At 72.6% G+C, this 22075-nt stretch carries 30 protein-coding genes and 1 tRNA gene; 19 read left to right on the forward strand and 12 right to left on the reverse strand.

Translation table 11 applies throughout. The features are described 5' to 3' along the window. Nucleotides 1-11: 11 nt before the first annotated feature. The 8 genes from moaC (at nucleotide 12) to J7I94_RS07860 (ending at nucleotide 5888) form a co-directional block, all read left to right on the forward strand. The gene (moaC, locus tag J7I94_RS07825) at nucleotides 12-491 is read left to right on the forward strand and encodes a cyclic pyranopterin monophosphate synthase MoaC (RefSeq protein ID WP_215166188.1); all 480 of its coding nucleotides are present in this window, start codon (nucleotides 12-14) and stop codon (nucleotides 489-491) included. Beyond that, nucleotides 488-1012 (forward strand): molybdenum cofactor biosynthesis protein B, encoded by a 525-nt coding sequence (locus J7I94_RS07830; RefSeq protein WP_215166189.1) that lies wholly within the window; start codon nucleotides 488-490, stop codon nucleotides 1010-1012. Before moaC ends, J7I94_RS07830 begins: the two co-directional genes overlap by 4 nt. Continuing rightward, nucleotides 1009-1644: a GNAT family N-acetyltransferase gene (locus tag J7I94_RS07835; protein WP_215166244.1), complete on the forward strand. Its 636-nt coding sequence runs from the start codon at nucleotides 1009-1011 to the stop codon at nucleotides 1642-1644. Before J7I94_RS07830 ends, J7I94_RS07835 begins: the two co-directional genes overlap by 4 nt. A gap of 134 nt (nucleotides 1645-1778) precedes the next feature. Next, on the forward strand, nucleotides 1779-2972 hold the full coding sequence (glpR, locus tag J7I94_RS07840) for a gephyrin-like molybdotransferase receptor GlpR (RefSeq protein WP_215166190.1): 1194 nt from the start codon (nucleotides 1779-1781) through the stop codon (nucleotides 2970-2972). Nucleotides 2973-3049: 77 nt separating this feature from the next. Then, nucleotides 3050-3123 (forward strand) — tRNA-Ala (locus J7I94_RS07845). 310 nt (nucleotides 3124-3433) lie between these two features. Next, nucleotides 3434-4237, forward strand: a complete 804-nt coding sequence (locus tag J7I94_RS07850) for an alpha/beta fold hydrolase (RefSeq protein ID WP_215166191.1) — start codon at nucleotides 3434-3436, stop codon at nucleotides 4235-4237. Then, complete coding sequence (locus tag J7I94_RS07855; protein ID WP_215166192.1) at nucleotides 4237-5523, forward strand: PP2C family protein-serine/threonine phosphatase; 1287 nt, start codon at nucleotides 4237-4239, stop codon at nucleotides 5521-5523. The genes J7I94_RS07850 and J7I94_RS07855 overlap by 1 nt, the downstream gene beginning before the upstream one ends. Further along, a complete protein-coding gene (locus tag J7I94_RS07860; RefSeq protein WP_215166194.1) occupies nucleotides 5520-5888 on the forward strand; it encodes an STAS domain-containing protein in 369 nt (122 codons plus the stop codon). Before J7I94_RS07855 ends, J7I94_RS07860 begins: the two co-directional genes overlap by 4 nt. A 49-nt stretch (nucleotides 5889-5937) precedes the next feature. Here J7I94_RS07860 and J7I94_RS07865 read toward each other — a convergent pair whose 3' ends face one another. After that, nucleotides 5938-6300: a helix-turn-helix domain-containing protein gene (locus J7I94_RS07865; RefSeq protein WP_215166196.1), complete on the reverse strand. Its 363-nt coding sequence runs from the start codon at nucleotides 6298-6300 to the stop codon at nucleotides 5938-5940. Between the two features lie 182 nt (nucleotides 6301-6482). On the opposite strand from J7I94_RS07865, the gene J7I94_RS38180 reads away from it, so the two are divergent. Both J7I94_RS38180 and J7I94_RS07875 read left to right on the forward strand, forming a co-directional pair. Next, nucleotides 6483-6788, forward strand: coding sequence for an STAS domain-containing protein (locus tag J7I94_RS38180; RefSeq protein WP_308114512.1), 306 nt, complete (start codon nucleotides 6483-6485; stop codon nucleotides 6786-6788). Nucleotides 6789-6928: 140 nt separating this feature from the next. Continuing rightward, nucleotides 6929-7171, forward strand: coding sequence for a DUF5133 domain-containing protein (locus J7I94_RS07875; protein WP_215166199.1), 243 nt, complete (start codon nucleotides 6929-6931; stop codon nucleotides 7169-7171). 29 nt (nucleotides 7172-7200) lie between these two features. On the opposite strand, the gene J7I94_RS07880 is transcribed toward J7I94_RS07875, so the two are convergent. Both J7I94_RS07880 and J7I94_RS07885 read right to left on the reverse strand, forming a co-directional pair. Next, a complete protein-coding gene (locus J7I94_RS07880; protein WP_215166200.1) occupies nucleotides 7201-9651 on the reverse strand; it encodes an FtsX-like permease family protein in 2451 nt (816 codons plus the stop codon). Beyond that, nucleotides 9645-10418 carry an ABC transporter ATP-binding protein gene (locus J7I94_RS07885; protein ID WP_215166201.1) on the reverse strand — a complete coding sequence of 258 codons (774 nt, stop codon included), beginning with the start codon at nucleotides 10416-10418 and terminating at the stop codon, nucleotides 9645-9647. The genes J7I94_RS07880 and J7I94_RS07885 overlap by 7 nt, the downstream gene beginning before the upstream one ends. 165 nt (nucleotides 10419-10583) lie before the next feature. On the opposite strand from J7I94_RS07885, the gene J7I94_RS07890 reads away from it, so the two are divergent. Together J7I94_RS07890 and J7I94_RS07895 are read left to right on the forward strand one after the other, a co-directional pair. After that, the gene (locus J7I94_RS07890; RefSeq protein WP_215166245.1) at nucleotides 10584-11846 is read left to right on the forward strand and encodes a sensor histidine kinase; all 1263 of its coding nucleotides are present in this window, start codon (nucleotides 10584-10586) and stop codon (nucleotides 11844-11846) included. Next, nucleotides 11819-12478 carry a response regulator transcription factor gene (locus J7I94_RS07895; RefSeq protein ID WP_215166202.1) on the forward strand — a complete coding sequence of 220 codons (660 nt, stop codon included), beginning with the start codon at nucleotides 11819-11821 and terminating at the stop codon, nucleotides 12476-12478. The genes J7I94_RS07890 and J7I94_RS07895 overlap by 28 nt, the downstream gene beginning before the upstream one ends. Nucleotides 12479-12482: 4 nt before the next feature. Here the strand turns inward: J7I94_RS07895 and J7I94_RS07900 are convergent, their stop codons facing one another. Further along, nucleotides 12483-13307: an inositol monophosphatase family protein gene (locus J7I94_RS07900; protein ID WP_215166203.1), complete on the reverse strand. Its 825-nt coding sequence runs from the start codon at nucleotides 13305-13307 to the stop codon at nucleotides 12483-12485. A gap of 56 nt (nucleotides 13308-13363) precedes the next feature. Here J7I94_RS07900 and J7I94_RS07905 point away from each other — a divergent pair, with 56 nt between their 5' ends. Further along, the gene (locus J7I94_RS07905; RefSeq protein WP_215166205.1) at nucleotides 13364-14263 is read left to right on the forward strand and encodes a LysR substrate-binding domain-containing protein; all 900 of its coding nucleotides are present in this window, start codon (nucleotides 13364-13366) and stop codon (nucleotides 14261-14263) included. On the opposite strand, the gene J7I94_RS07910 is transcribed toward J7I94_RS07905, so the two are convergent. The 4 genes from J7I94_RS07910 to J7I94_RS07925 all read right to left on the reverse strand — a co-directional run bounded on the left by J7I94_RS07910 (nucleotide 14264) and on the right by J7I94_RS07925 (nucleotide 15850). Continuing rightward, nucleotides 14264-14872, reverse strand: coding sequence for an NAD(P)-dependent oxidoreductase (locus tag J7I94_RS07910; RefSeq protein ID WP_215166206.1), 609 nt, complete (start codon nucleotides 14870-14872; stop codon nucleotides 14264-14266). It abuts the gene before it with no gap. 88 nt (nucleotides 14873-14960) lie between these two features. After that, entirely contained in the window at nucleotides 14961-15437 is a 477-nt protein-coding gene (locus tag J7I94_RS07915) for a GNAT family N-acetyltransferase (protein WP_215166207.1), read from the reverse strand. A gap of 60 nt (nucleotides 15438-15497) precedes the next feature. Then, nucleotides 15498-15695, reverse strand: coding sequence for a hypothetical protein (locus J7I94_RS07920; RefSeq protein ID WP_215166208.1), 198 nt, complete (start codon nucleotides 15693-15695; stop codon nucleotides 15498-15500). Further along, the gene (locus J7I94_RS07925; RefSeq protein WP_215166210.1) at nucleotides 15692-15850 is read right to left on the reverse strand and encodes a hypothetical protein; all 159 of its coding nucleotides are present in this window, start codon (nucleotides 15848-15850) and stop codon (nucleotides 15692-15694) included. Before J7I94_RS07925 ends, J7I94_RS07920 begins: the two co-directional genes overlap by 4 nt. 165 nt (nucleotides 15851-16015) lie before the next feature. Here J7I94_RS07925 and J7I94_RS07930 point away from each other — a divergent pair, with 165 nt between their 5' ends. After that, the gene (locus J7I94_RS07930) at nucleotides 16016-16273 is read left to right on the forward strand and encodes a GntR family transcriptional regulator (protein WP_215166211.1); all 258 of its coding nucleotides are present in this window, start codon (nucleotides 16016-16018) and stop codon (nucleotides 16271-16273) included. A gap of 74 nt (nucleotides 16274-16347) precedes the next feature. Here the strand turns inward: J7I94_RS07930 and J7I94_RS07935 are convergent, their stop codons facing one another. Then, nucleotides 16348-16596, reverse strand: a complete 249-nt coding sequence (locus J7I94_RS07935) for a hypothetical protein (RefSeq protein WP_215166213.1) — start codon at nucleotides 16594-16596, stop codon at nucleotides 16348-16350. 176 nt (nucleotides 16597-16772) lie between these two features. Here J7I94_RS07935 and J7I94_RS07940 point away from each other — a divergent pair, with 176 nt between their 5' ends. The 4 genes from J7I94_RS07940 to J7I94_RS07955 all read left to right on the forward strand — a co-directional run bounded on the left by J7I94_RS07940 (nucleotide 16773) and on the right by J7I94_RS07955 (nucleotide 19813). Then, nucleotides 16773-17525, forward strand: coding sequence for a DUF6879 family protein (locus J7I94_RS07940; protein WP_215166214.1), 753 nt, complete (start codon nucleotides 16773-16775; stop codon nucleotides 17523-17525). A gap of 10 nt (nucleotides 17526-17535) precedes the next feature. Beyond that, complete coding sequence (locus J7I94_RS07945; protein ID WP_215166215.1) at nucleotides 17536-18390, forward strand: helix-turn-helix transcriptional regulator; 855 nt, start codon at nucleotides 17536-17538, stop codon at nucleotides 18388-18390. A 19-nt stretch (nucleotides 18391-18409) separates the two neighbouring features. Further along, a complete protein-coding gene (locus J7I94_RS07950; RefSeq protein ID WP_215166217.1) occupies nucleotides 18410-18943 on the forward strand; it encodes a DUF6879 family protein in 534 nt (177 codons plus the stop codon). A gap of 63 nt (nucleotides 18944-19006) precedes the next feature. After that, nucleotides 19007-19813, forward strand: coding sequence for an exodeoxyribonuclease III (locus tag J7I94_RS07955; protein WP_215166218.1), 807 nt, complete (start codon nucleotides 19007-19009; stop codon nucleotides 19811-19813). Nucleotides 19814-19912: 99 nt separating this feature from the next. Here J7I94_RS07955 and J7I94_RS07960 read toward each other — a convergent pair whose 3' ends face one another. Next, nucleotides 19913-20299, reverse strand: a complete 387-nt coding sequence (locus J7I94_RS07960; protein WP_215166220.1) for a hypothetical protein — start codon at nucleotides 20297-20299, stop codon at nucleotides 19913-19915. 77 nt (nucleotides 20300-20376) lie between these two features. Further along, on the reverse strand, nucleotides 20377-20778 hold the full coding sequence (locus J7I94_RS07965) for a RidA family protein (protein ID WP_215166222.1): 402 nt from the start codon (nucleotides 20776-20778) through the stop codon (nucleotides 20377-20379). 102 nt (nucleotides 20779-20880) lie between these two features. Here J7I94_RS07965 and J7I94_RS07970 point away from each other — a divergent pair, with 102 nt between their 5' ends. Further along, a complete protein-coding gene (locus tag J7I94_RS07970; protein WP_215166223.1) occupies nucleotides 20881-21264 on the forward strand; it encodes a helix-turn-helix domain-containing protein in 384 nt (127 codons plus the stop codon). A gap of 148 nt (nucleotides 21265-21412) precedes the next feature. On the opposite strand, the gene J7I94_RS07975 is transcribed toward J7I94_RS07970, so the two are convergent. Continuing rightward, the gene (locus J7I94_RS07975; RefSeq protein ID WP_215166224.1) at nucleotides 21413-22075 is read right to left on the reverse strand and encodes a MerR family transcriptional regulator; all 663 of its coding nucleotides are present in this window, start codon (nucleotides 22073-22075) and stop codon (nucleotides 21413-21415) included.

The raw sequence follows: 22075 nt of genomic DNA on the forward strand, positions 1-22075 counted from the left end.
CGCCACACAGCATGAGCACGCAGGACCGACTCACCCACCTCGACGAGGCGGGCGCCGCCCGTATGGTCGACGTCTCAAAGAAAGACGTGACCGCCCGCACCGCCCGCGCCAGCGGACGGGTCCTGGTCGCCCCCGAGGTCGTCGAGCTGCTGCGCGGCGCGGGCGTCCCCAAGGGCGACGCCCTGGCCACCGCGCGGATCGCGGGCATCATGGGCGCCAAGCGCACCCCCGACCTGATCCCGCTGTGCCACCCGTTGTCGGTGTCGGGTGTGACACTGGACCTGTCGGTCGCGGACGACGCCGTGGAGATCGTCGCCACCGTGAAGACGACGGACCGCACGGGCGTCGAGATGGAGGCGCTCACCGCGGTCTCCGTCGCCGCGCTCACCGTGATCGACATGGTGAAGGCGGTCGACAAGGGAGCGGTCATCACGGACGTACGGGTGGAGGAGAAGACGGGCGGCAAGTCGGGCGACTGGAGCCGGGCATGACGTCCGGTACCGGATACCGCGCTCTGGTCGTCACCGCCTCCAACCGGGCCGCCTCCGGGATCTACGAGGACAAGGGCGGCCCCCTGATCGCCGAGGGCCTCGCCCGCCTCGGCTTCGACGTCGCCGGCCCCCGGGTCGTCCCCGACGGCGACCCGGTCGAGGCCGCCCTGCGCGCGGGCGTCGACGCCGGGTACGACGTGATCGTCACCACCGGCGGCACGGGCCTGTCGCCCACCGACCGCACCCCCGAGGCGACCCGCGCGGTGATCGGCCACGAGGTGCCGGGCATCGCGGAGGCGATCCGGGCGTACGGCCGGGACAAGGTGCCCACCGCGGCGCTCTCGCGCGGCCTGGCCGGGGTGGCGGGGAGCACGCTCGTCGTCAACCTGCCCGGGTCCACCGGCGGAGTGAAGGACGGACTGGCCGTACTGGAACCCCTCCTGCGCCACGCCGTCGACCAGCTCCGCGGCGGCGACCACCCCAGACCGAACAGCAGCCCGAACGGCGGGGGTGCGAGCTGAACAGCCCCTCCTGGCCCGCGGAGCTGGTCGACGGCGACATCGTCCTGCGGCCCATAAAGCTGCGCGACCAGCGGGCCTGGCGCGAGGTCAACCGGCGCAACCGGGACTGGCTGCGGCCCTGGGAGGCCACCATCCCGCCGCCCGGCCCGGGCGGGCCGCTCGCCCACCGGCCGACCTACCGCCAGATGGTGCGCCACCTGCGCTCCGAGGCGAACGCGGGCCGGATGCTGCCGTTCGTCATCGAGTACCAGGGCCGGCTGGTGGGGCAGCTGACCGTCGCCGGGATCACCTGGGGGTCGATGTGCTCCGGGCACGTCGGCTATTGGGTGGACGAGGCGGTGGCCGGCCGCGGGGTGATGCCGACGGCCGTGGCACTCGCCGTCGACCACTGTTTCCACACCGTCGGCCTGCACCGCATCGAGGTCTGCATTCGCCCCGAGAACGGCCCCAGCCGCCGGGTCGTGGAGAAACTCGGATTCCGCGAAGAGGGTCTCCGACCACGCTATCTCCACATCGACGGCGCCTGGCGCGACCACCTCGTCTTCGCGCTGACCGCGGAGGAGGTGCCGGAGGGCCTCCTGCGGCGCTGGCGCCGCAGCCGGGCCACTCAGGACACCAGCGGAATTGAATAAACGTTCGAATTAAGCTCACCCGGACCCGTGAATTGTCATCAGTCCGAAAAAAATTTTGAAATATCAGCCAGATCGTGCGACACACCGGCTCAATTGGCGGATCCCCTCGCGCACATCCCTCTACCGTGTGAGGCGTGAGCAGCAGCGGCCTCATCTACGCAGTCATTGTCGGGGCCTGGGCCGCCTACTTGGTGCCGATGTGGCTCCGTAGGCAGGACGAGCTGAACGAGGCCCGTCCGACGGAACGCTTCAGCACCGCCATCCGGCTCCTGTCCGGACGGGCGGGCATGGAGCGCCGGTACGCCAAGGACCTGCGGGCGCGCTCCGCCGACGAGGGGGAGCCCGACGCCGGCGACCCGGACGCCGTCACCGACTCGGTGGACGTCCGGGCCTTCGCCGTGTCCCGGACCAGGACGGAGGTCCGCCCGCCGGCCCCTCCGGCCCCGCAGTCCCCGGAACAGGCGGCTCCCGAGCGTCCCGCCCGGCGCGACGCCGGCGACCGGGCGGCGGCCCAGGCCGCGGCGGCCCGCGCCCGGCGTACCAAGGTGCTGGCCCGCCGGCGGCGGACCACCGTGGTGCTCTTCCTCGCCTTCACGCTCGGCGCGATGGTCGCCGCGGTGGGCGGGCTCGCGTTCCTGTGGGCGCCCGCCGTGCCCGCCGTGCTGCTCAGCGCGTACATCGCCTACCTCCGGGCCCAGGAGCGGCGCCGCTTCGCCTTCCAGATGGACCGCCGCCGCGCCGAGGTCGCCGCCCAGCGGCTGCGGGAACGCGGCACCCGGCCCCGCAGGCGGGCCACGGCCGACGCCGGCGCCGAGCCCGACGCCGAGGAGCCGCACGAGGCCCCCGGCGCGGAGACCGACCCCGGCCTGTCGGCGCTGGCCGCCGACCGGCGGGCGCTGGTCGAGCAGACCGACCACGCCGAGTGGGTCGACCAGCAGCGCGAGCGGCAGCGGCGCCCCGGGCAGGGCGAGAGCTGGGACCCGGTGCCGGTGCCGCTGCCGACGTACGTGACCGCGCCGGTCGCCCCCCGGGCCACGGCCGGCGTGGACCTCACCGCGCCCGACGCGTGGAGCTCCGCCCGCTCCAGCGCCGCCGCCCCGGACCGTCCGGAGGAGACCGGCGGCGACACGGCCTCCGACGCCGAGCCGGACACCGCGCCCGGCCGTGCCGAGTCGTCCGCCGAGTCCGCCGCCGAGGACCGGCAGCAGGGCCCGGCCCGCCGCGGCGGACGCCGCGCCGCGTCCGCCCGCCGGTCCCGGGAGCGGGGCCGCACCCCGCTGTTCGACCAGTACGAGGACGGCGACCGCCCCAAGGCCGCCAACGAGTAGCCCTCCGGGCTCTCCCGCTGCTCCGGAACGGATTTTTGAGCAGGCCGGGAGGGGTGCTAGAGTTTCACTCGTTGCAAGGGCCTGTGGCGCAGTCCGGTAGCGCACCTCGTTCGCATCGAGGGGGCCAGGGGTTCAAATCCCCTCAGGTCCACCGCAATGACTGTTCTTGAGTTTCCTCAAGGGCGGTTGGCAAGAAGATCCCGTCCGATCATGGCGATCGGACGGGATCTTCGTCGTTTTGAGGCCTGTCGTGTCGGGGAGCGGTGAGGGGCGATTCCCCGCGGAACCGACGGCAGTTGTCCGGAACTCGGTGGGCCGGGCCACTCAGTGGGCGGGAGTTGGGCAGCGGCCCGGCGGCGGTGACCGCGCGGCGGGCAGGGCTTGCCGAGGGGGCGCGGGCGAGGGCGCCGCCGACGAGGAGGGCGCGCCCTGATGGAACAAACCCTGAGAGAGTGGTGCGTATGGATGTCGAACGCAGGAACAACGTGACGGTCACCGGGAACCCGCGAGGGCGGACGGTGGTGCTCGCTCACGGGTTCGGTTGCGATCAGAACATGTGGCGACTGACGGTGCCCGCTCTGGTGGATGACCACCGGGTGGTGCTGTTCGACTACGTGGGTTCCGGCCGCTCGGATCTGTCCGCGTTCTCACCGGAGCGCTACGCGGCGTTGGACGGCTATGCCCGTGATGTCGTCGAGGTGTGCGAGGCGCTCGACCTGCGCGACGCCGTGTTCGTCGGGCACTCGGTGAGCGCCATGATCGGGGTGCTGGCCGCCGGAATGGCGCCAGAGCGGATCGGGGCGCTGGTGATGGTGGCGCCGTCACCGCGCTACATCGACGACGAGGGCTACCGGGGCGGATTCAGCGCCGAGGACATCGAGGAACTGCTGGCCTCCCTGGAAGCGAACTACCTGGGCTGGTCGGCGACGATGGCACCTCTGATCATGGGCAACGCCGACCGGCCCGAGCTGGGCGAGGAATTGAAGAACAGCTTCTGCGCCACGGACCCGGCCATGGCGCGCGTCTTCGCCCAGGCGACGTTCCTGTCGGACTCGCGGGACGACCTGAAGAGTGTGAGCGTGCCGACGCTGGTGCTCGAGTGCCTCCACGACGTCATCGCCCCCCGGGAGGTCGGTGCCTTCGTGCACCGGACGATCCCCGGGGCGGAGCTGGTCACGCTCGACGCCACGGGGCACTGCCCGCACCTGTCCGCGCCGGAGGCGACCAACGAAGCGATAACCGACTTCCTGGCGCGTCTGCAGTGATGTGCCGCACCGGGCAGCAGCCGGACCCGTACGACGCCGACGACGCGAAGCCGGCGGGCGTGGTGTTCGCCTCGCTCCTGGAGGACAGCGCCGAGGAACTGTACGAGAGCGCGCCGTGCGGCTATCTGTCGACGCTGATGGACGGCACCATCGCCAAGATCAACGCGACTCTGCTGGGCTGGCTGGGCCTCGAGCGGGAGGCCGTGGTGGGCCGCATGCGGTTCACCGACCTGCTGACCGTGGGCGGCAAGCTGTACCACGAGACGCACTTCGCGCCGCTGCTGCGGATGCAGGGGGAGGTCAGCGGGATAGCCCTGGAGATCAGACAGTCCGGCGGCGGCCGGATACCGGTGCTGGTCTCCTCCGTGGTCAAGCACGGCAGTACCGGTGAGTCCCTGCTGATCCGCAGCACCGTCTTCGACGCCCGGCAGCGCCGCGCCTACGAAGAGGAACTGCTGCGAGCCCGTAAGGCGGCGGAAGAGGCACGTGCCGAGGCGGAGGCCGACCGGGCCCGGTTGCAGGACGCCCTGGCCGTGCTCCAGCAGTCGCTGCTGCCGGCCACCCTGCCGTCGGTACCGGGGGTGGAGGCGGCCGTGCACTACTGCACCGCGTTCCCGGACCGGCTCGGCGGTGACTTCTACGACCTCTTCCCCATCGACGGCAGACGCTTCGCCTTCTTCCTCGGCGACGTGTGCGGCAAGGGGCCCCAGGCCGCCGCGGTCACCTCGCTGACCCGTTACACCCTGCGCGCCGCCGCCGTGCACGACCCGGACCCCGTCTCCGCCCTGACGACGCTCAACCAGGTGCTCCACGAGCGCTACACCGGCGGCGACCCGCGCTACTGCACCGTCATCTTCGGCATCCTCGACCCCGACCCCCGCACCGGTCAGGTCACCGTCCGTCTCGCCTCCGGCGGGCACCCCCCGGCCCTGGTCCTGCGTGCCGACGGCACCGCCGACTTCCTGCCGACCCCCGGGGGTCTCCTCGTCGGTGTCCTGCCCGACGCCACCTTCACCACCGCCACGGCCCTCCTCGGCCCCGGCGACACCCTGGTGCTGTACACCGACGGCCTCACCGAAGCCCGTACCGGTGAGGACCGCGCCGACCTCTACGGCTACGAGGCCCTGCTCGATTTCGCCCGGGGCTGCGCCGGCCGGTCCCCGAAGGCCGTGATCCAAGCCCTGACCGACCTGCTGGAAACCTTCGGTGACGGCCTCGACGACGACACCGCCCTGCTAGCCCTCGGCATCCCCGCCCACGCCCCCCGGACCGAAGCCACCGCATGAGCCCGCTGAACATCACCACCCGAAACGCCCCCGACGGCCCCGTCCTGGGAATCGCCGGCGACCTCGACTACGCCACCGCCGGGGGACTGCGCGAACTGCTCGCCACCCTCACTCTCCGGCCGGGACAGCGCCTCGTGCTGGATCTGGCCGCGATGGAGTTCTGCGACTCCAGCGGCATCACCGCCCTGATCGCCGCCCACAATCACGCGCAGGCCGCCCGGGCCGGCATCGCGCTGGTCGGGGTGCCCGAACACACCCTGCGGGTGCTGCGCATCGTGGGCCTGGACCAGATCTTCGCGCTGGACTCCGACAGCGGCGCCGCCGACGGCCCCGACCCGTCCGGGCGTCCCGCTGGGGCAGCCTGAGACGATCGGCCGTGGCGGTCCTTCGCTCCGCCGTTACCGCGAGCCGCCGTTACCGCGTGCCGTTGCTGCCGGCCAGGTGTGGCAGCTGCCCGCTGGGCCCGTGCGCGCGGTCGCTCTCGTCCCGCACCAGGAGGGACAGCAGAGAGGCCACGGTCAGGCCCGCTTCCGCCGGGTGACGCAGCACCTTGTCCGGCTGGACGCGGTAGGTGTTGGTGCGGCCGTCGCGGGTGTGGGAGAGGTAACCGTCCTGTTCGAGGTCGGAGATGATCCGCTGGACGGCGCGCTCGGTCAGCCGGCAGTGAGCGGCGATGTCGCGGATCCGGACGTTGGGGTTGTCGGCGATGACCGCCAGTACACGGGCGTGGTTGGTGACGAACGTCCATCCGGAGTGGGATTCAGGCGCTGGAACCATGCACAGCATTTTAGGGACGACTTTTGCCGGACGCTCGTTACATGACATAGTTTTCACGTAATGAAGGACCGTCTTGTCTCGGGGAGTGCAGGAGGGACCCCAGGGTGTCAGTGAACGAAGCGGCAACAGGGTGTGCGAGCCAGGACGGCACGCGTCGGCCGCGAGCGGTGGACGGGGCCACGGTGGCGCAGTACGAATGGCGCGGCGCCCGGGTCATCGGTGCGAGAGGCGCCTACGACGCGTCCTCGATCGAGCCCTTGGCGCAGGCGCTGGCCGCCGCGGCCGAGGAGTGTCCGAGAGTGGTCCTGGACGCCTCGGAGATCACCTTCGCGGACTCCGCGCTGTTGAACCTGCTGATTCTCACCCGCCGGACGGTCGACCTCCGGGTGGCCGCCCCGGCGCGCCAGGTGCGGCGGCTTCTGCAGCTGACCGGGGTCGACACCCTGCTCACGGTGCGGGAGACGGTGGCGGAGGCCGCCGTCTGCTAGCCGTCCCCCTGCCGGGGATCCACGTCGGCCCCGGCTCTTCGCGCAGGCGTGAATCCGCCGAGGAGGGGCATTCGTCGACGTGCCGCTGTCCAAGGCTTCGCGGTGTCCCCGTACGGGGCTTGTGAGGGAGAGGTATCACCATGATCGTTCCGGCGGAGAAGGAACTGCGCGCGGTGCTGGCCCGGTTCGCCCAGGCGCGCATCGACCACGATGTGCACCCCACCGGCCGTACGAGCAAGGCTCTCGAAGACGCCACGTACACGTTGTGCGTGATGACCGGGGCCCGCACCGCCGAGCAGGCGCTGTGCACGGCGGACGCGCTGCTTGAGCAGTACGCCGGCCGTACGGGGGTCTCCCGCGAGAGCGCGACGCTGGCGGCGTAGGGCGGCGTGGTGGCGTCGTCCTCGCGGGACTACGGGCGCCGTCCTCGCGGACGTCCGGCGGAGGCGGTCGTGCGCGTCGCGCGCGTCACCGGCAGCACCGCGAAGACCACGGCCGTCAGCGCGCAGCCGCCCGCCGCCGCGCCGAGCGCGGGCCACGGGAGTACCGGGGCGGACGGGGCCGACAGCAGGGACAGGGCGCCGGTCATGGTGAGCAGGTTCAGGGCCGCCACCAGGACGCCGAGCAGCGCGCCGACGGCGGCCACGGTGAGCGCCTCCGCCGCGACCAGGCGCAGGACCTGGGGCGCGGTGGCGCCGGCCAGGCGCAGGGCGGTCAGCTCGCGGCGTCGGCCGGCCGTCGCCATGACCTGGGTGCCGGCCAGGGCGATGGCCGCGTAGACCAGGGCGATGCCCAGGACCAGCAGGAAGCCGAGCCGGGTCGTGCCGTCGGAGCGGGGCGCGGTGGCCGCCAGCCAGGCGGCGGCGGTGCGCACCCGGGCGTCCGAGGACCGCACCGCCTCCCGCAGTCCCGCCGCCACGGCGTCCCGGTCGGCGCCGTCCGCCACCGTCACCTCCACCCGGTCCACCGGGGCGCGCGGCGCGTTGGCCGGGGTGACGTACACGCCGTTGTCGCCCGTGCCGATGGCCAGGACGGCGGCGACGCGCAGGGTCCGGCGGGTGCCGTCGCCGAGGAGGACCGGGATCCGCTCGCCCACGGTGTGCCGTTCCCACTCCTCGTTGACGACGATCGAGTCGTCGTCCAGGCCGGTGAGCCGGCCGGACGTCACCGGGAGCCGGGTGGTGGCGGCCAGCGCCCGCGGATCGGCCGCCCGGGCGGCGGACCGGACCAGGGCCACGCCCTCCTCCACGACGTACACCGCGGCGGTCGCCGTCGCCGAGACCGCCGCCGTGCCGGGCACCGCCCCCAGCCGCCGTACCGCCGCCTCGTCCAGGTCCGGGGCCGTCACCACGAAGTCGGCCGCCGTCCGGGACCGCGCCTCGGCCGCCCCCGCCGCGTCCAGGGTGGCCGTCGCCCCGAGCAGCGAGCCCGTCAGCGCCACCGTCACCAGGACCGGCGCCGCCACGGACGCGGCCCGGCGGACGCCCGCCGCCGCGTTCTCCCGTACGAGGACGCCGCCCGCGCCCGGCAGCCGCGACGCCGGCCAGGCGACCAGCCGGATCAGGGGCCGTACGAGGAGAGGGGAGAGCAGGGCCACCGCCGTGATCAGCAGCATCGGGCGGCTGACGTACGTCTTGCGGTGCAGCAGCTCGCCCGGGTCGGTCAGCAGCGCCCACCCGGCCGTCCCGGCGGCCGTCGCCAGCAGCGCCGTACCGGCCAGCAGCCGGCCCCGGGTGAGGGCGCCGTGATCCACCGACGCCTCGCGCAGCGCCTCGGCCGGCCGGGTCCGCCCCGCCCGCCAGGACGTCGCCGTCACCCCGCACAGCGCCACCGTCAGCCCGGTCCAGAACGCCGCGTGGTACGGCCAGGTGTGGTCGCCGATCGCGAACCAGTCCGGCGCGAGTCCGCCCGCCACGGTGTGGGCCGCCAGGTGCGGGGCGGCGTACCCGCCCAGCGCGCAGCCCGCCGCCGAGGCGGCCACGCCGACCAGCAGCGCCTCCGCGGTCACCGTCCGCCGGACCTGGCCCGGCGTCGCGCCCGCCAGCCGCAGCAGCCCGAACTCCCGGCGCCGCTGGGCCACCGTGAACGCGAACGTCGACGCCATCACGAACACGGACACGAAGGCGGCCACCCCGCCCGCCGTCCCGAACAGGGAGTTCAGCGCGGTCACCGCCGCCGCGTCCCGGCCGGGGTCCGGGTCCGCCAGCCGCCGCGCGTCCCCGGTCAGCACCTGGGCCCGGTCACCGACGACGCGGCGTACGTCGGCCGGGTCCGCGTCCACCACCAGCTGGTCGCTCACCGGGGCCAGGCGGGCGGCGCGGGCGTCGGTGCAGAAGACGGCGTCCTCCACGCCGGGGCCGGTGACCGTCCCCACGACGCGCACGGTGCCGTGACCCGTGCGCAGCCGGTCGCCGGGCGCGGCCCAGCGGCCGGTGGTCACGACCTCGTCGGCGGTCCGGGGCGCGCGGCCCGCGCTCAGCTCGTACGGGGCGAAGGCGGCGGTCGACCAGGGGTGGCCCACCAGGGAGGGCGGCCCGCCCTCGATCCGTACCGGGAAGGAGCGGTCCTCGGTGACCTCGCCCAGCGCGCGCAGGGCGGCGACCGTGCGGGGCGGTACGGGGCGCGGGCGGTCCAGTGCCGCGGTCCGCACACCGGTCGGGGTCGGCACGCGGAGCGTGTCCTCGCCGCGCACCACCACCGGCGCGGCGGCGAACCGCCGCGGGGCGCGGTCGGGGGCGTCCGCCGCCGAGGCCAGGGCCAGGCCCATCACGGTGAGCAGCGCGACGCCGAGCGCGAGGGCGACGAAGCCGCCGGTGAAGGCGGTCCAGCGGGTGCGCAGGGTGCGCAGGGCGAGGGTCAGCACGGGGCGGCCTCCGCGTCGCGCGTCTCCAGGGACGTCGCGCGCGTCTCCAGGGACGTCATACGGGCCGCGATGTCCCCGGCCGACGAGCCCGGCAGCTCGCCGTGCACCCGCCCGTCCACCAGGAACACCACCCGGTCCGCGTACGCGGCGGCCACCGGATCGTGCGTCACCATGACCAGCGTGCCGCCGTCGGCGTCCACCATCTCCCGCAGCAGCGCGAGGACCTGACGGCCCGTCGTCGAGTCGAGCGCGCCGGTCGGTTCGTCGGCGAACAGCACCTCGGGGCGGGTGATCAGGGCGCGGGCCAGCGCGATCCGCTGCTGCTGGCCGCCGGACAGCTCCGACGGCCGGTGCCATGCCCGGTCCGCGAGACCGACCCGGCGCAGCACCTCCCGCACCTCGGACCGCTTCGGGCGGCGGCCGGCCAGGCGCAGCGGCAGGGCGACGTTCTGCTCGGCGGTCAGGGACGGCAGCAGGTTGAACGCCTGGAACACGAACCCGATCCGCTCCCGGCGCAGCAGCGTCAGCCGCCGCTCGCTCAGCCCGGTCAGCTCCGTCCCGCCGAGCCGCACCGAACCGGAGGTGGGCCGGTCCAGGCCCGCCGCGCACTGCAACAGTGTCGACTTGCCCGAGCCGGACGGGCCCATCACGGCGGTGAAGGTGCCGGCGCGGAAGGCGAGGGAGACGCCGTCCAGCGCCCGCACCCCGCCGTCCCCTGTTCCGTACCGCCTGCTCACGTCCCGCACGTCGATCGCGTCGCTCGCCATGTCGCCGCCCTTCCTCGCTGGTCAGGGCTCTACGAAACCCCGGGAGGGCGGGCCGGGTCAGTGCGGCAGGGGCGAGAGTCGGGGTAGGGCCAGGCCTACCCCCGAGGCTCCGGTCACGGTGATGGTGAGGGCGGGCCGACCGCCCGTACGGTGAGCCGCATGACGATGTGGGGGGCGCTCGCGAGGCGCGGATACCTGGGGTCGGGGTGGCCCTGGCGGGCGGTCGCGTACCTGGTGAGCGGGGCGCTGTTCGGGGCGGTCGTCCTGGTGGTGCTCGCCGGCGGGGTGGTGGTCGGGGGCGCCCTGGCCGTCGTACTGCTCGGGTTCCCGGTGCTGGGGCTGACCGCGCTGTCCGGGATACCCGTGGCCGCCGTCGAGCGCCGGCGGCTGCGGCTGGCGGGGGTGGGGCCGGTGTTCGCCGGGCAGCACCGGGTGCCCGGCCGGCCGGGACTGCCCGCGTGGCTGACCACCCGGGTACGGGAGGCGGCGACCTGGCGGGAGCTGGCGTACGCGCTGCTGCTCGGCCTCGTCCTGTGGCCGCTGGACGCGGCGGCCGTCCTGACCTGCGTGTTCCTGCCCCTGTCAATGGTCGCCGCGCCGGTGCTGGTGGCCGTCGGCGGCGAGGCGAAGGTGCTGAAGGTCTGGCTCGTGGACGGCTGGCCGGCCGCCTCGGTGGCCGCCGGGCTGGGGTTGGTGCTGCTGGCCGCCGGGGCCTACGCCCTGGGAGTGCTGGCGGGGGCGCGGGCCGAGCTGGCGCGGGCGCTGCTGACGGCGCGGGGCGGCGACCGGGTCACCGAACTCGTCCGGTCCCGGGCCCGCCTTGTCGACGCCTTCGAGGCGGAGCGCCGGCGCATCGAACGGGACCTGCACGACGGGGCCCAGCAGCGGCTGGTCGCCCTCGGGATGGCCCTGGGCCTCGCCCGCCTCGACGCCCCGCCCGGCACTCCCCTCGCCGAGCAGCTCGCCCGCGCCCACCGGGAGGCCGAGCTGGCCCTGGCCGACCTGCGCGAACTCATCCACGGCATCCATCCCAAGGTGCTGGCCGACTACGGGCTCGAAGCCGCCGTCGCCGACGCCGCCGACCGCAGCCCGGTACCGGTGGACCTGGAGCTGTCCGTTCCCGGGCGGCTGCCGCGGCCCGTCGAGAGCGCCGCGTACTTCGTGGTGTGCGAGGCGCTGGCCAACGTGGCCAAGCACAGCGGCGCGGCGCGGGCGACGGTGCGCGGCGGGCACGCGGACGGACGGCTGTGGCTGGAGATCGGTGACGACGGGCGCGGCGGCGCGGACCCGGCCGGCGGCAGCGGACTGACCGGACTCGCGGACCGGGTGTCGGTCCTCGATGGCACACTCTCCCTGTCCAGCCCGCCGGGCGGACCGACCCTGCTGCGAGTGGAGCTCCCTTGCCGGCCGACCGACCCTTGCGGATAGTCCTCGCCGAGGACAGCGTGCTGCTGCGGGAGGGGCTCATCGGCCTGCTCACCCGCTTCGGGCACGAGGTCGTCGCGGCGGTCGGGGACGCGGACGCCCTGGTCACCGCGGCCGGGGAGCACGGGCCGGACGTGGTGGTGACGGACGTACGGATGCCGCCGGGGCTGCACGACGAGGGGCTGCGGGCCGCCGTGACGCTGCGCGCGGAGCGGCCCGGACTGCCGGTGCTGGTGCTCAGCCAGTACGTGCAGCGCGCCTACGCCGCCGAACTGCTCGACTCCGGGGACGGCACCGGCGTCGGGTACCTGCTCAAGGACCGGATCGGCCAGGTCGAGGAGTTCGTGGACGCCCTGACGCGCGTCGCGGCCGGCGGCACGGTCGTCGACCCCGAGGTGGTACGGCAGTTGCTGCGCCGCCGCCGGGACCCGCTGGCCCGGCTGACCCCGCGCGAGCGGGAGGTGCTGGCGCAGGTCGCGGAGGGCAAGTCCAACGGGGCGATCGCCCGGACGCTGGTGGTGTCCGAGGCGGCCGTCGGCAAGCACATCGGGTCCATCCTGACCAAGCTGGACCTGCCGCCCGCCGACGACAGCCACCGGCGGGTGCTGGCGGTGCTGGCGTTCTTGCGGGCGTAGGGCCTCAGGCGGTCAGGATCTCCAGCGCGGCGGCGTGCACGCCCGGCGCGGCGGCGAGGTAGTTCTCGCTCGCCGCTTCCCAGGGCCTGCCGTCGAGGTCGGTCACGACGCCGCCGGCCTCCTGGACCAGCAGCACACCCGCCACGTGGGACCGGACGTTGTCGAACTGCCAGTGCAGGTCCATCCGGCCCGCGGCGACCTGGGCGAGCTGCTGGGTCACCGGTACGGAGACGCGCACATGGAGGGCGGAGTCCGACATCGCGGCGAACGCGGCGCCCGTCCGCCGGGCCGGCTCGGGGTCGTGACCCGGCTTGGCCTGGCCCGTTCCGGCCAGCGCGCCGTCCAGCGACGTCTTCGCGGAGACCCGCAGCCGTACACCGTTGAGGAACGCCCCGCCGCCCTCGGTCGCGGTGAACGTCTCGTCGAGGACCGGGAAGTGGACCACCGCCAGCACCGGGCGCCCGTCCCGGACGAGGCTCACGCCGATGTTCCAGTCGGGCATGCCGTGCACGGCGTTGACGTTGCCCCCGACCGGGTCGACGAGCCACCACTCGCCCGAGGGCAGCGGCCCCGATCCGTGCTCGTCGTCGAGCCAGCCGGCGCCTGGCAGCGCCTCGGCCAGCGCCGGGCGCAGCGTGTCGGCCACGGCCGCGTCGTTGGCCTTGAGGCTCGCGAGCAGTTCGGGGAGTCCGGGCGGGCGGGACCCGGTGGACCAGCGCGTCATCATCCGGGTGCCGGCGCGGCGGACGGCGGCGACGGTGACGGCGGCCAGCGGGTCCTGGTTCGGGCTCGGGTTCGGGTCCTGGTTCGGGCTCGGGTTCGGGCTCATGGGAGGCTCCTGGGAATCGACCGAAGTGGATCTGTCTGTTGTTACGGTGTGCTTCTATGCACGTGGACTTGAATCTGCTGACCGTGCTGGACGCCCTGCTCGAAGAGGGCAGTGTGATGGGCGCGGCCGAGCGGCTGAACCTGTCCTCCCCGGCGGTCAGCCGTACCCTCGGCCGGCTCCGGGCCGTCACCGGGGACGACATCCTGGTGCGCACCGGGCACTCGATGACGCCCACCCCGTACGCGGTGTCGGTGCGGGAGGACGTGCACCGGCTGGTCGGGCAGGCGCGTGCGGTGCTCTCGCCGGTCCGTGAGCTGAACCTGGCCGAACTGGACCGCACGTTCACGATCAGGTGTCACGACGCGGTGGCCGCGTCACTGGTACCGGTCCTGGTCGGCAGGGTCCAGCAGCGGGCCTCGGGGGTGCGGTTGCGGGTGCTGTCGGAGGGCCCGGTCGACACCGACGACCTCAGACACGGCCGGGTCGACCTGGAACTCGGTGGCGGCGAGCCCGCCCTGCCCGAGTTCCGGTCCGAGCCGCTCGGCGAGGACCGGCTGGTCGTGGCGATGCGCGCGGACCACCCGTGCGCCGACGGCCTCGACCTGGCCGCCTACGCCGCCCAGCCGCACGTCGTGGTCTCCCGGCGGGGCCGGCTCACCGCGCCGGTCGACGACGCGCTGGCCGCCGCGGGCCTGCGGCGCCAGGTGGTCGCGGCGGTGGCGACCTTGTCCACGGCGCTGCGGATCGCCGCCCGCGGCGACGCGCTGGTCACCTGTACGGAAGTGCTCGGCCGGCCGCTCATCGAGGCGTTCGGGCTCCTCACCCGGCCGCTGCCGATCGCGTTCCCGGCGGCGACGGTCAACTGCAACTGGCACCAGCGCTACGACTCCGACCCCGCCCACGGCTGGCTGCGCGAACAGGTCCGGGCGTCGTTCGAGGAGATCACCGCCGGCTGACTACGCGGCCAACGGCAGGGCCACGGCGCCGGGGAAGCGGGGCTCCTCGGCCTCGTCGAGCATCGCCGCGGCGACGGTCTCCCGGCTGACCTTCGCGCCGAGGTCGAAAGGCGGCGCGGCGTCCAGGCCGACCGTGCGCCGGCGGAGGCTCTCCGGGCCGTCGGTGAGCATCCCGGCGTGGAAGACGGTGCCGCCGGCCGCGAGCACGGTGTCGTCGGCCTCGACCTTGTCCGGGAGCCGGTCGCCCAGCACCTCGGCGAGCATGCCCGCGCCCGCTCCCGCCGCCGCGGCCGACCGGCCCGTGCCGTAGGCGCCGAGCCAGATGACGCGCCGCGGACCGGCGGCGACGACGGCCCGGGCGCCGGTCAGGAGAGTCCCGGCCCGGTCCGTGCCGAGGGCGGACAGGACCACGGAATCCCCGTCCACGACGGCGGCGATGCTCGCCGCGTCGTTCACGTCTCCCGTCACCCTGCGCAGTGCGGGGGTGTCGGGCAGGGGGATGCGGCGGGGGTCGCGCGCGATGGCGGTCACCGTGTGACCACGTCGCAGTGCCTGCCGGGTGAGGGCGATGCCGGTGCGGCCGGAGGCCGCGAGGACGGTGAGGTTCATGCCGAGAACGCTAGGGAGTTCACTTCTTAACATCAAGTGCAAGTATCTGACTTGATGAGTTACCCCGATGCAATCGACGGCCTCGGACCTACAGGGCCTTGGCGTAGCAGAGGCTCTCCTCGTGGAAGCGGTAGTAGCCGAAGTTCTCGCAGCGCTCGTACCCGCTGGAGAGGTACAGCGCCACCGCCTCCGGCTGCTTGGTCCCGGTCTCCAGCACCATCCGCTTCCGGCCCGCCGCGCGGGCGTCCGCCTCCAGCGCGGCCAGGATGCGGCGGGCCAGCCCCCGCCCGCGCATCTGCTCGATCACGAACATCCGCTTCAGCTCGGCGTCCCCGTCCCGGTAGTTCTCCTCGTTGGCCTCCTGGGAGCGCCAGCCGCCCGTCGCCACCGGCACGTCGCCCTCGTCGTACGCGATGAGGTAGAGGCCGTTCGGCGGCGCGAAGTGCGAGGGCTCCAGGTAGGTGGCGTCGCCGTCGTCGCCGTAGCGGAGGGCGTACTCGGCCTGGACCTCGTCGTTGAGCTTCACGGCGTCGGGGTGGTCGAAGGGGACGGGGCGTATCTCCATTTTTCCTGCCGGGTGTGTATGCGGGCGGGTGCGGGACATCGTCCAGTGTGCCTCACGGGGTTACCGCGCCCTGCGGCTCCGGCAGAGGTGGCAGCGGCAGGGCGGCCAGGTCAGGGAGTCGGGGATCGAGTAAGGGGTACCGGCGGCGGCGTAGACGCGGGTCGTGGTCCCGCTGGACCGGTGTCCTTCCCGGGTGACGCGGTAGGTGGTGATGGTCATGCGGGACTGGCCCGGCTCGGGTGGAGTGCCGGCGTTCACAGGCCGCCTCCGGGGAGGGCGGCGCCCCGGTGGTGGCGCATGCGGGCGCGCTGCCGCGCGAGGGAGCAGGGGGTGATGGGTGCGGTTGTCGTTCCGGCTCGTCTTTGGCCCGTCGCGGGCAGCAGTACGTTCAGCAGCGCGTGGATAATGCGCATGTCGTCAGCTCCTCAGTAGCTGGTGGCCGTGCCCCGGGAGGTCCCACAACCTCGCCGGGGTCTTCGCGTAGAAGGAGCGTAGATTGGCTTGTTAGGTGTTGTCATGTGTTGTCACCTGTACGTGTATGACAAGAGGCATCGTTACAGGGCAAATAGGGTCGTTATATGACCGTGGATCTCGAAGGACCTGAGCCCCTGTACGAGCAGATCGCCGCGATACTCGCCGCCCGCATCTCGGACGGGATGTACGCACCCCGTCGCAGAGTCCCCTCCGAGGCCGCCATCTGTGAGGAGTTCGCGGTGTCGCGCCCGACGGCCCGGGCCGCTCTTCAGCTGCTCGGCAAGCGGGGGCTGATCGTGACGGTGCGGGGCAAGGGGTCGTTCGTCGTCGACGATCCGTCTGCGGACCGACCCGAGCCGTGAGTCTCGACCACGAGTCCGGCCGCCTCCCTACATGCAGCTGGCCGACCTGATCGAGTCCAGGATTCGCACTTGTTTCAGGCGTTGCTCACTGGATGGTGCGTACTCGCCTGTCCGCCGCCGAGGGAGTCCGCGAGGCGCAGAGCCACGTCGGCTCGGACCCGGCCGAGGTCGATGAGGTGAAGGGCCGGGGAAGCCGGGTCGACGGCGAGTGACGGCAGAACGATGCCGACCTCGTCGAGTGCCGCCCTCAAGAATTCCACGGCCGCGAAAGGATCGATGTACTGCGACTGGTGCGACTGGTGCGACTGCGATGCGGTTTCCATGTCCAGGACGCTATGGCCGTGATCCTGCGGGACGCCATGAGATGTTCTCGTTTGTTCTCGCAGACTGTCCGACTGTTCTCGAGTGGTCTCATGGAGACTGGCATGCCCCGTGGAACCAGGGCGCCGAGCCGTGAAGGCTGTTCGCAGCAGGTGTCATCGATGGAGGGAGCGGGTTCATGGCGCGGCGACTGAGGTTCCACGGGACGGACAGCAAGAACGGCGGGTGCCCGGCCGTGCATGAGGACCTGGACAGCGGTGAAATCATCGTCCAGGGACGGCCGGTCACAGATCCCGAGGACGTGGCCCAGCTCCGCTACCTCGGTGAGGGCGATGTTGCGGTGGCCGTACCACGGGAGTTGCTCGTGCATCACGGGCCGAAGGAGGTGTATCGCGTGCCGGAGATCATCGACTTGGAGGAGTTCGGTCGTCTCTTCGACCACTTCGAGCACTCGGCGTGGCATCTCGAAACCCGTTCCGGTTACGCGTCGGACCGAGAGGACCCGGCCTACGCGGAGTTCCTGCGCACCGGCACGGCGCCGATGGACCTGGACAGCGACTGGTGCCGGAACATCACGCGGCAGACGGCGGCCGGGAAATACGTCGGACGCGCCCGGGTCGTCGACCGGCCACCGACCGAGGGTCAGCTGTTCCTGCTCTCCTACGCGCGGTGCAATGCCGCCACGGGTGAGGACGCGCGCAACCTGTGGCGGGAAGACGCCGAACGGGTTCGCCTGCCTGCGGAAGATTTCTGGATCTTCGACAGCCGGCTCGTCGCCATCCTCCGCTTCGACGACCAGGATGTCTTCCGCGACGCGGAGATCGTGACCGAGCCCGCTGAAGTGCTGCGCTACTGCCAGGTCCGCGACGCCGCGGTCCACGCGTCCGCGCCGTACGACGTCTTCGCGGCGCGACTGGGGACGAGGAGCTGACCGGACAGCGGTGAGTACGGACTACCAGCGGGCCCGGGAGGCACTCGGCATGCGGCTGCGGGAGTTGCGCCTCTCGGCCGTTGGTGGTCGGCTGACCGGCACACAGCTCGCCCGGCGGATCGGTTGGCCGCACTCCAAGGTCTACAAACTGGAAGGCGGCCGGCAGACCGCGACCAGCGACGATCTGCGGTCGTGGGCGCAGGCCGTCGGCCGACCCGACACCTTCGCCGAACTCGATGTACGCCTCAAGGGCTTCGAGTCCCACATCCGCTCGTGGCGTCGCCAGCTCGCCGCGGGCCACCGCCCCGTCCAGGACACGTGGAATGCCGCCGTCGACAGGGCGCACACCATCCACGCCTGGGAAGAGTCCGTGGTCCCCGGCATGCTTCAGACCGCCGACTACGCCCGGCACATCTTCCTGCGGTACGCCGACCTGTTCGGGACGGCGCGGGACGCCGACGACGCGGTCCGTGCGCGGCTGGAGCGGCAGGCGTGGCTCTACCGTGGCGGCCGGCGACTTCACACGCTGGTGTGGGAGGCCGCGCTGCACGCGTTGGTCTGCCCGCCGTCCGTGCTCAGGGCTCAGTTGGACCGGCTGACAGGGACGGTCGGAATGGACACCGTTGAGCTGGGGATCATCCCCCTTTCAGCATCGTTGCGGGTTCCCGCCGCGAACGGGTTCTGGGTACTGGACGAGGAACTGGTCATCGCGGAGGACTGGCACGCGGAGCTGTGGCTGGACGACTCCGACGCGGTGGCCACGTACCTGCGTGTCTGGAACACGCTTCGGGAGTCCGCGGTGTACGGGACGGACGCGCAGGGTGTGATCGCCCGAGCCCGGCGATCTGTGGACTCCCGGACATGACGGAAGAGAGAGGCGCAGGATGTCGCAGAACGGTGTGCCGAGCTTCGCTGAGCTGCTGTCCGGTACGCGCCGCAGCGCGGTGCACCTGGAGATGCGTGACGCGTACGGCGTCGGAGCCGAGGCCGAGGAGTTCGAGCAGTTCAGTCGTACCGGTCGCGTCGATCTCGACCCGACGGCGCGGTGGTGGCCCGAGTGGCTGGGGATCGTGCGGGAGGCGGTTGGTCGTGGCGTGGTGATGCGTCGGGCACGGATCGTTTCCGAACCCGTGACGGACTACATCCGGTGGGAGCACGCCGCCACCTCGTTGAATATCGAGGCGGGTGAGCTGGTGCGCTGGCTGCCCCGTCGGCGGGCCCTGGACGTGGCTCCGCCGGGAGCGGACTTCTGGCTGCTGGACGGTCGCCTGATTCAGTTCAACCTCTTCACCGGGGACGGTGACTGGGCTGACCCGCCCAAGGAGTTCAGCGAGGACCCTGGCGTGGTCAAGCTGTGCTCCGACGCGTTCGAGACGGTGTGGGAGCGTGGCATCGACCACGCGGAATACACATGCTGAAACCCTTTGGCCACAGTATGTGAGTCAATATCTCTCGAAAGCCCCGCCCGGTACCCTTCCCGAATGCTCACCGTCACCACCGTCAACGTCAACGGTCTCCGTGCCGCCGCCAAGAAGGGCTTCGTCGAGTGGCTCGCCGCCACCTCCGCCGATGTGCTGTGCCTCCAGGAGGTGCGGGCCGAGCCGCAGCAGCTGCCCGAGGGTGTCCGGGAGCCCGAGGGGTGGTACGTCACGCACGCGCCCGCCGCGGCCAAGGGACGGGCCGGGGTCTCCCTCTACACGCGCCGTGAGCCCGACCGGGTGCGGGTCGGTTTCGGGTCGTCGGAGTTCGACGGCAGCGGGCGGTACGTGGAGGCCGACCTGCCCGGTGTGACGGTCGCCTCTCTCTACCTGCCGTCCGGCGAGGTCGGCACCGAGCGGCAGGACGAGAAGGTCCGGTTCATGGGCGAGTTCCTCGCCTATCTCAAGGAGCTGCGCGAGCGGGCCGCCGCCGACGGGCGGGAGGTCGTCGTCTGCGGTGACTGGAACATCGCCCACCAGGAGGCCGACCTCAAGAACTGGCGCGCGAACCGGAAGAACTCCGGGTTCCTGCCCGAGGAGCGGGAGTGGCTGGGGCGGGTGCTCGACCCGGCCGAGGGCGGATACGTGGACGTCGTGCGGGCGCTGCACCCGGAGGGCGAGGGGCCGTACTCCTGGTGGTCGTACCGGGGGCGGGCCTTCGACAACGATGCGGGGTGGCGCATCGACTACCACGTGTCCACGCCCGGGCTGGCCGCCTGTGCCGTCAAGGGCTTCGTCGAGCGGGCCGCCCGTCACGAGGAGCGGTGGTCGGACCACGCGCCGGTGACGGTGGTCTACGAGCGGCCCTAGCCGGCGGCCGGTGCGCGCCGGCGACGTGCCGCACCCCGCTCGGGCGACGTTCGTCGATCCGGTCGCCGCGCCGGCCGAGGGGGTGAGGGCGGCGTCGCGTCAGGGAACGAGCGTGAAACTCGCCCGGTAGACATAGCCCGGCATGACGGGGCTCCACCCGAAGCCGTGCCCCATGGTGAGGATGCCTGTCGCACCGTCCGGATGGTCGGTTCCGTTCATGACGTAGCTGATGGAGTACGACACCGTCGCCGGAGCCGACCCCGACCACTCGTAGCAGCTGAGGCTCTCCGGGTGCTCGTCGAAGTCCTCGACGGCCGTGGGAGTGTCCGGACTGAGGAAGATGTGACGGATGTACTCCGGGAACGCGGACAGATCCTGACAGACGACCTCGGTCACCTGCGTACCGGCCGAGGCATCGGCCGCGGGTGCCGCCAACGGGACGGCCAGGGCGGCGGCAACGGCCGACAGGACAGCGGATCTTCGCATGGTCAGCTCCGTGAACGCGTCGATGGGCCACTCATTGTGACAACGACCGCCGCTGTCCACAGGACGGATTCGAGCCCTCAAGCGGGCAGCCTCGTGTCGACGACGAAGCTGATCTCGACGACCTGGCCGGGCATGGTCAGTTCGGTGACGCCCAGGACCGTGCTGGCCGGGCGGTGGTCGCCGAAGTACCCGAGATTGCCCTTGGCCGCCGTCGCGGCGTTGCGCCGCAGGTTCACCACGTACACGGTCTGCGAGACGACCTGGTTCCGGGTGGCCCCGTAGTGGTCCAGGACCCTGTCCATGTTGACGTAGGTCCGCGCGAGTTGGGCGGCGAAGTCGTCCGCGTGACGGAACTCGCCCGCCTCGTCGAACGAGAGCTGTCCGGAGACGTGGATCAGTTCGCCGGACCTGATCGCCTGTGCGTAGCCGAAGTCGCTCTCGGCCGGCACGTCGTACTGGAAGACATCCATGGTGGCCACGGTTCTCGCCCTTTCCTGGCTGCTCTCTTGTGGTTACTCGGGAACTGTAAGAGAGTCAGGGTTGACCTGGAAGAACGCACTTTTCGGTGACTGAGGAACCTCATGGTGACCAAGCGACTGCTCAAGGGCCTGCCCGAGGACGCCGATCTGCGGCGCGCGGACTCCCTGGCCCGGGAGATCTTCTCGGACGTCGCCAACAAGTGGGCGCTCCTGATCATCGAGGCGCTCGGCGAACGCACCCTGCGCTTCAGCGAGTTGCGGAACGAGGTCGAGGGCGTCAGCCACAAGATGCTCACCCAGAATCTGCGCATGCTGGAGCGCAATGGCCTGGTCGACCGGAAGGTGCACCCCACCGTGCCGCCGCGGGTCGAGTACACCCTCACCGAGCCGGGCCGGGGCCTGCTCGCCGCGGTCGACGCCATCTGCGGCTGGACCCACCAGCACCTCGGCCACATCGAGGGCGCACGCGGCCGTTTCGACGCCTGAACCGCGCGAGAGGCGCGCGAGCGGTCGCGGGTGGCGGTGGTGTATGTGGGCTGCGCCCGGGGTGAGCCGCGAGCGCTGGTGTGCGCCGACGGCTCCCGCCACGTCGACGTCCGTCAGCGGCGGGTCCCCCCCCGGACCCCGCCCCCGCCTACGCCCCTTCCTCTTCCCCCTCCCCCTTCCGCAGCCGCCGGTCCAGCGCCAGCGACAGTTCCGCCTCCACCACGCTCCGCGCCAGCGGCCGTAGCCGGGGCAGGTCGGCCTCGGAGGCGTGGCGCAGGACCAGGTCGGTGAAGAGGCCGGCCAGGGCCTCGGCGTGGGTGCGGACGCGGCGGCCGGCGGCCAGGACCTCGGCGAGCGGGACGCCCTCGCGGACCAGGGCCGTGGAGGCGTCCAGCAGGCTCCGGCTTATGTGGACGATCTCGTCGCCGTCGGTGCCCAGGTAGCCGAGGTCCATCGCGGCGGCGAGGTTCTCCGGGGTGTCCTGGCCCTGGAAGCGGTCGGCGAGTTCCTCGGGGGTGAGGCGGACCGGGGTCTCCTCGGTGGGCTCGCCGAGGCCGAGCAGGTCGCCGACGTCGCGGCCGTGGTCGAAGGCGTCGGCCAGCTCAGCGATGCCGTTGAGGGTGTGACCGCGTTCCAGCAGCGCCGAGATGGTGCGCAGGCGGGCCAGGTGGTGGTCGTCGTACCAGGCGATGCGGCCCTCGCGGCGGGGCGGCGGGAGCAGTTTGCGTTCGCGGTAGAAGCGCAGGGTGCGCACCGTGATGCCGGCCAGCCGGGCCAGCTCCTCCATGCGGTACTCGCGCTTGTCCGTCAC

This window comes from Streptomyces sp. ISL-12, from assembly GCF_018614415.1.
Taxonomy (GTDB): domain Bacteria; phylum Actinomycetota; class Actinomycetes; order Streptomycetales; family Streptomycetaceae; genus Streptomyces.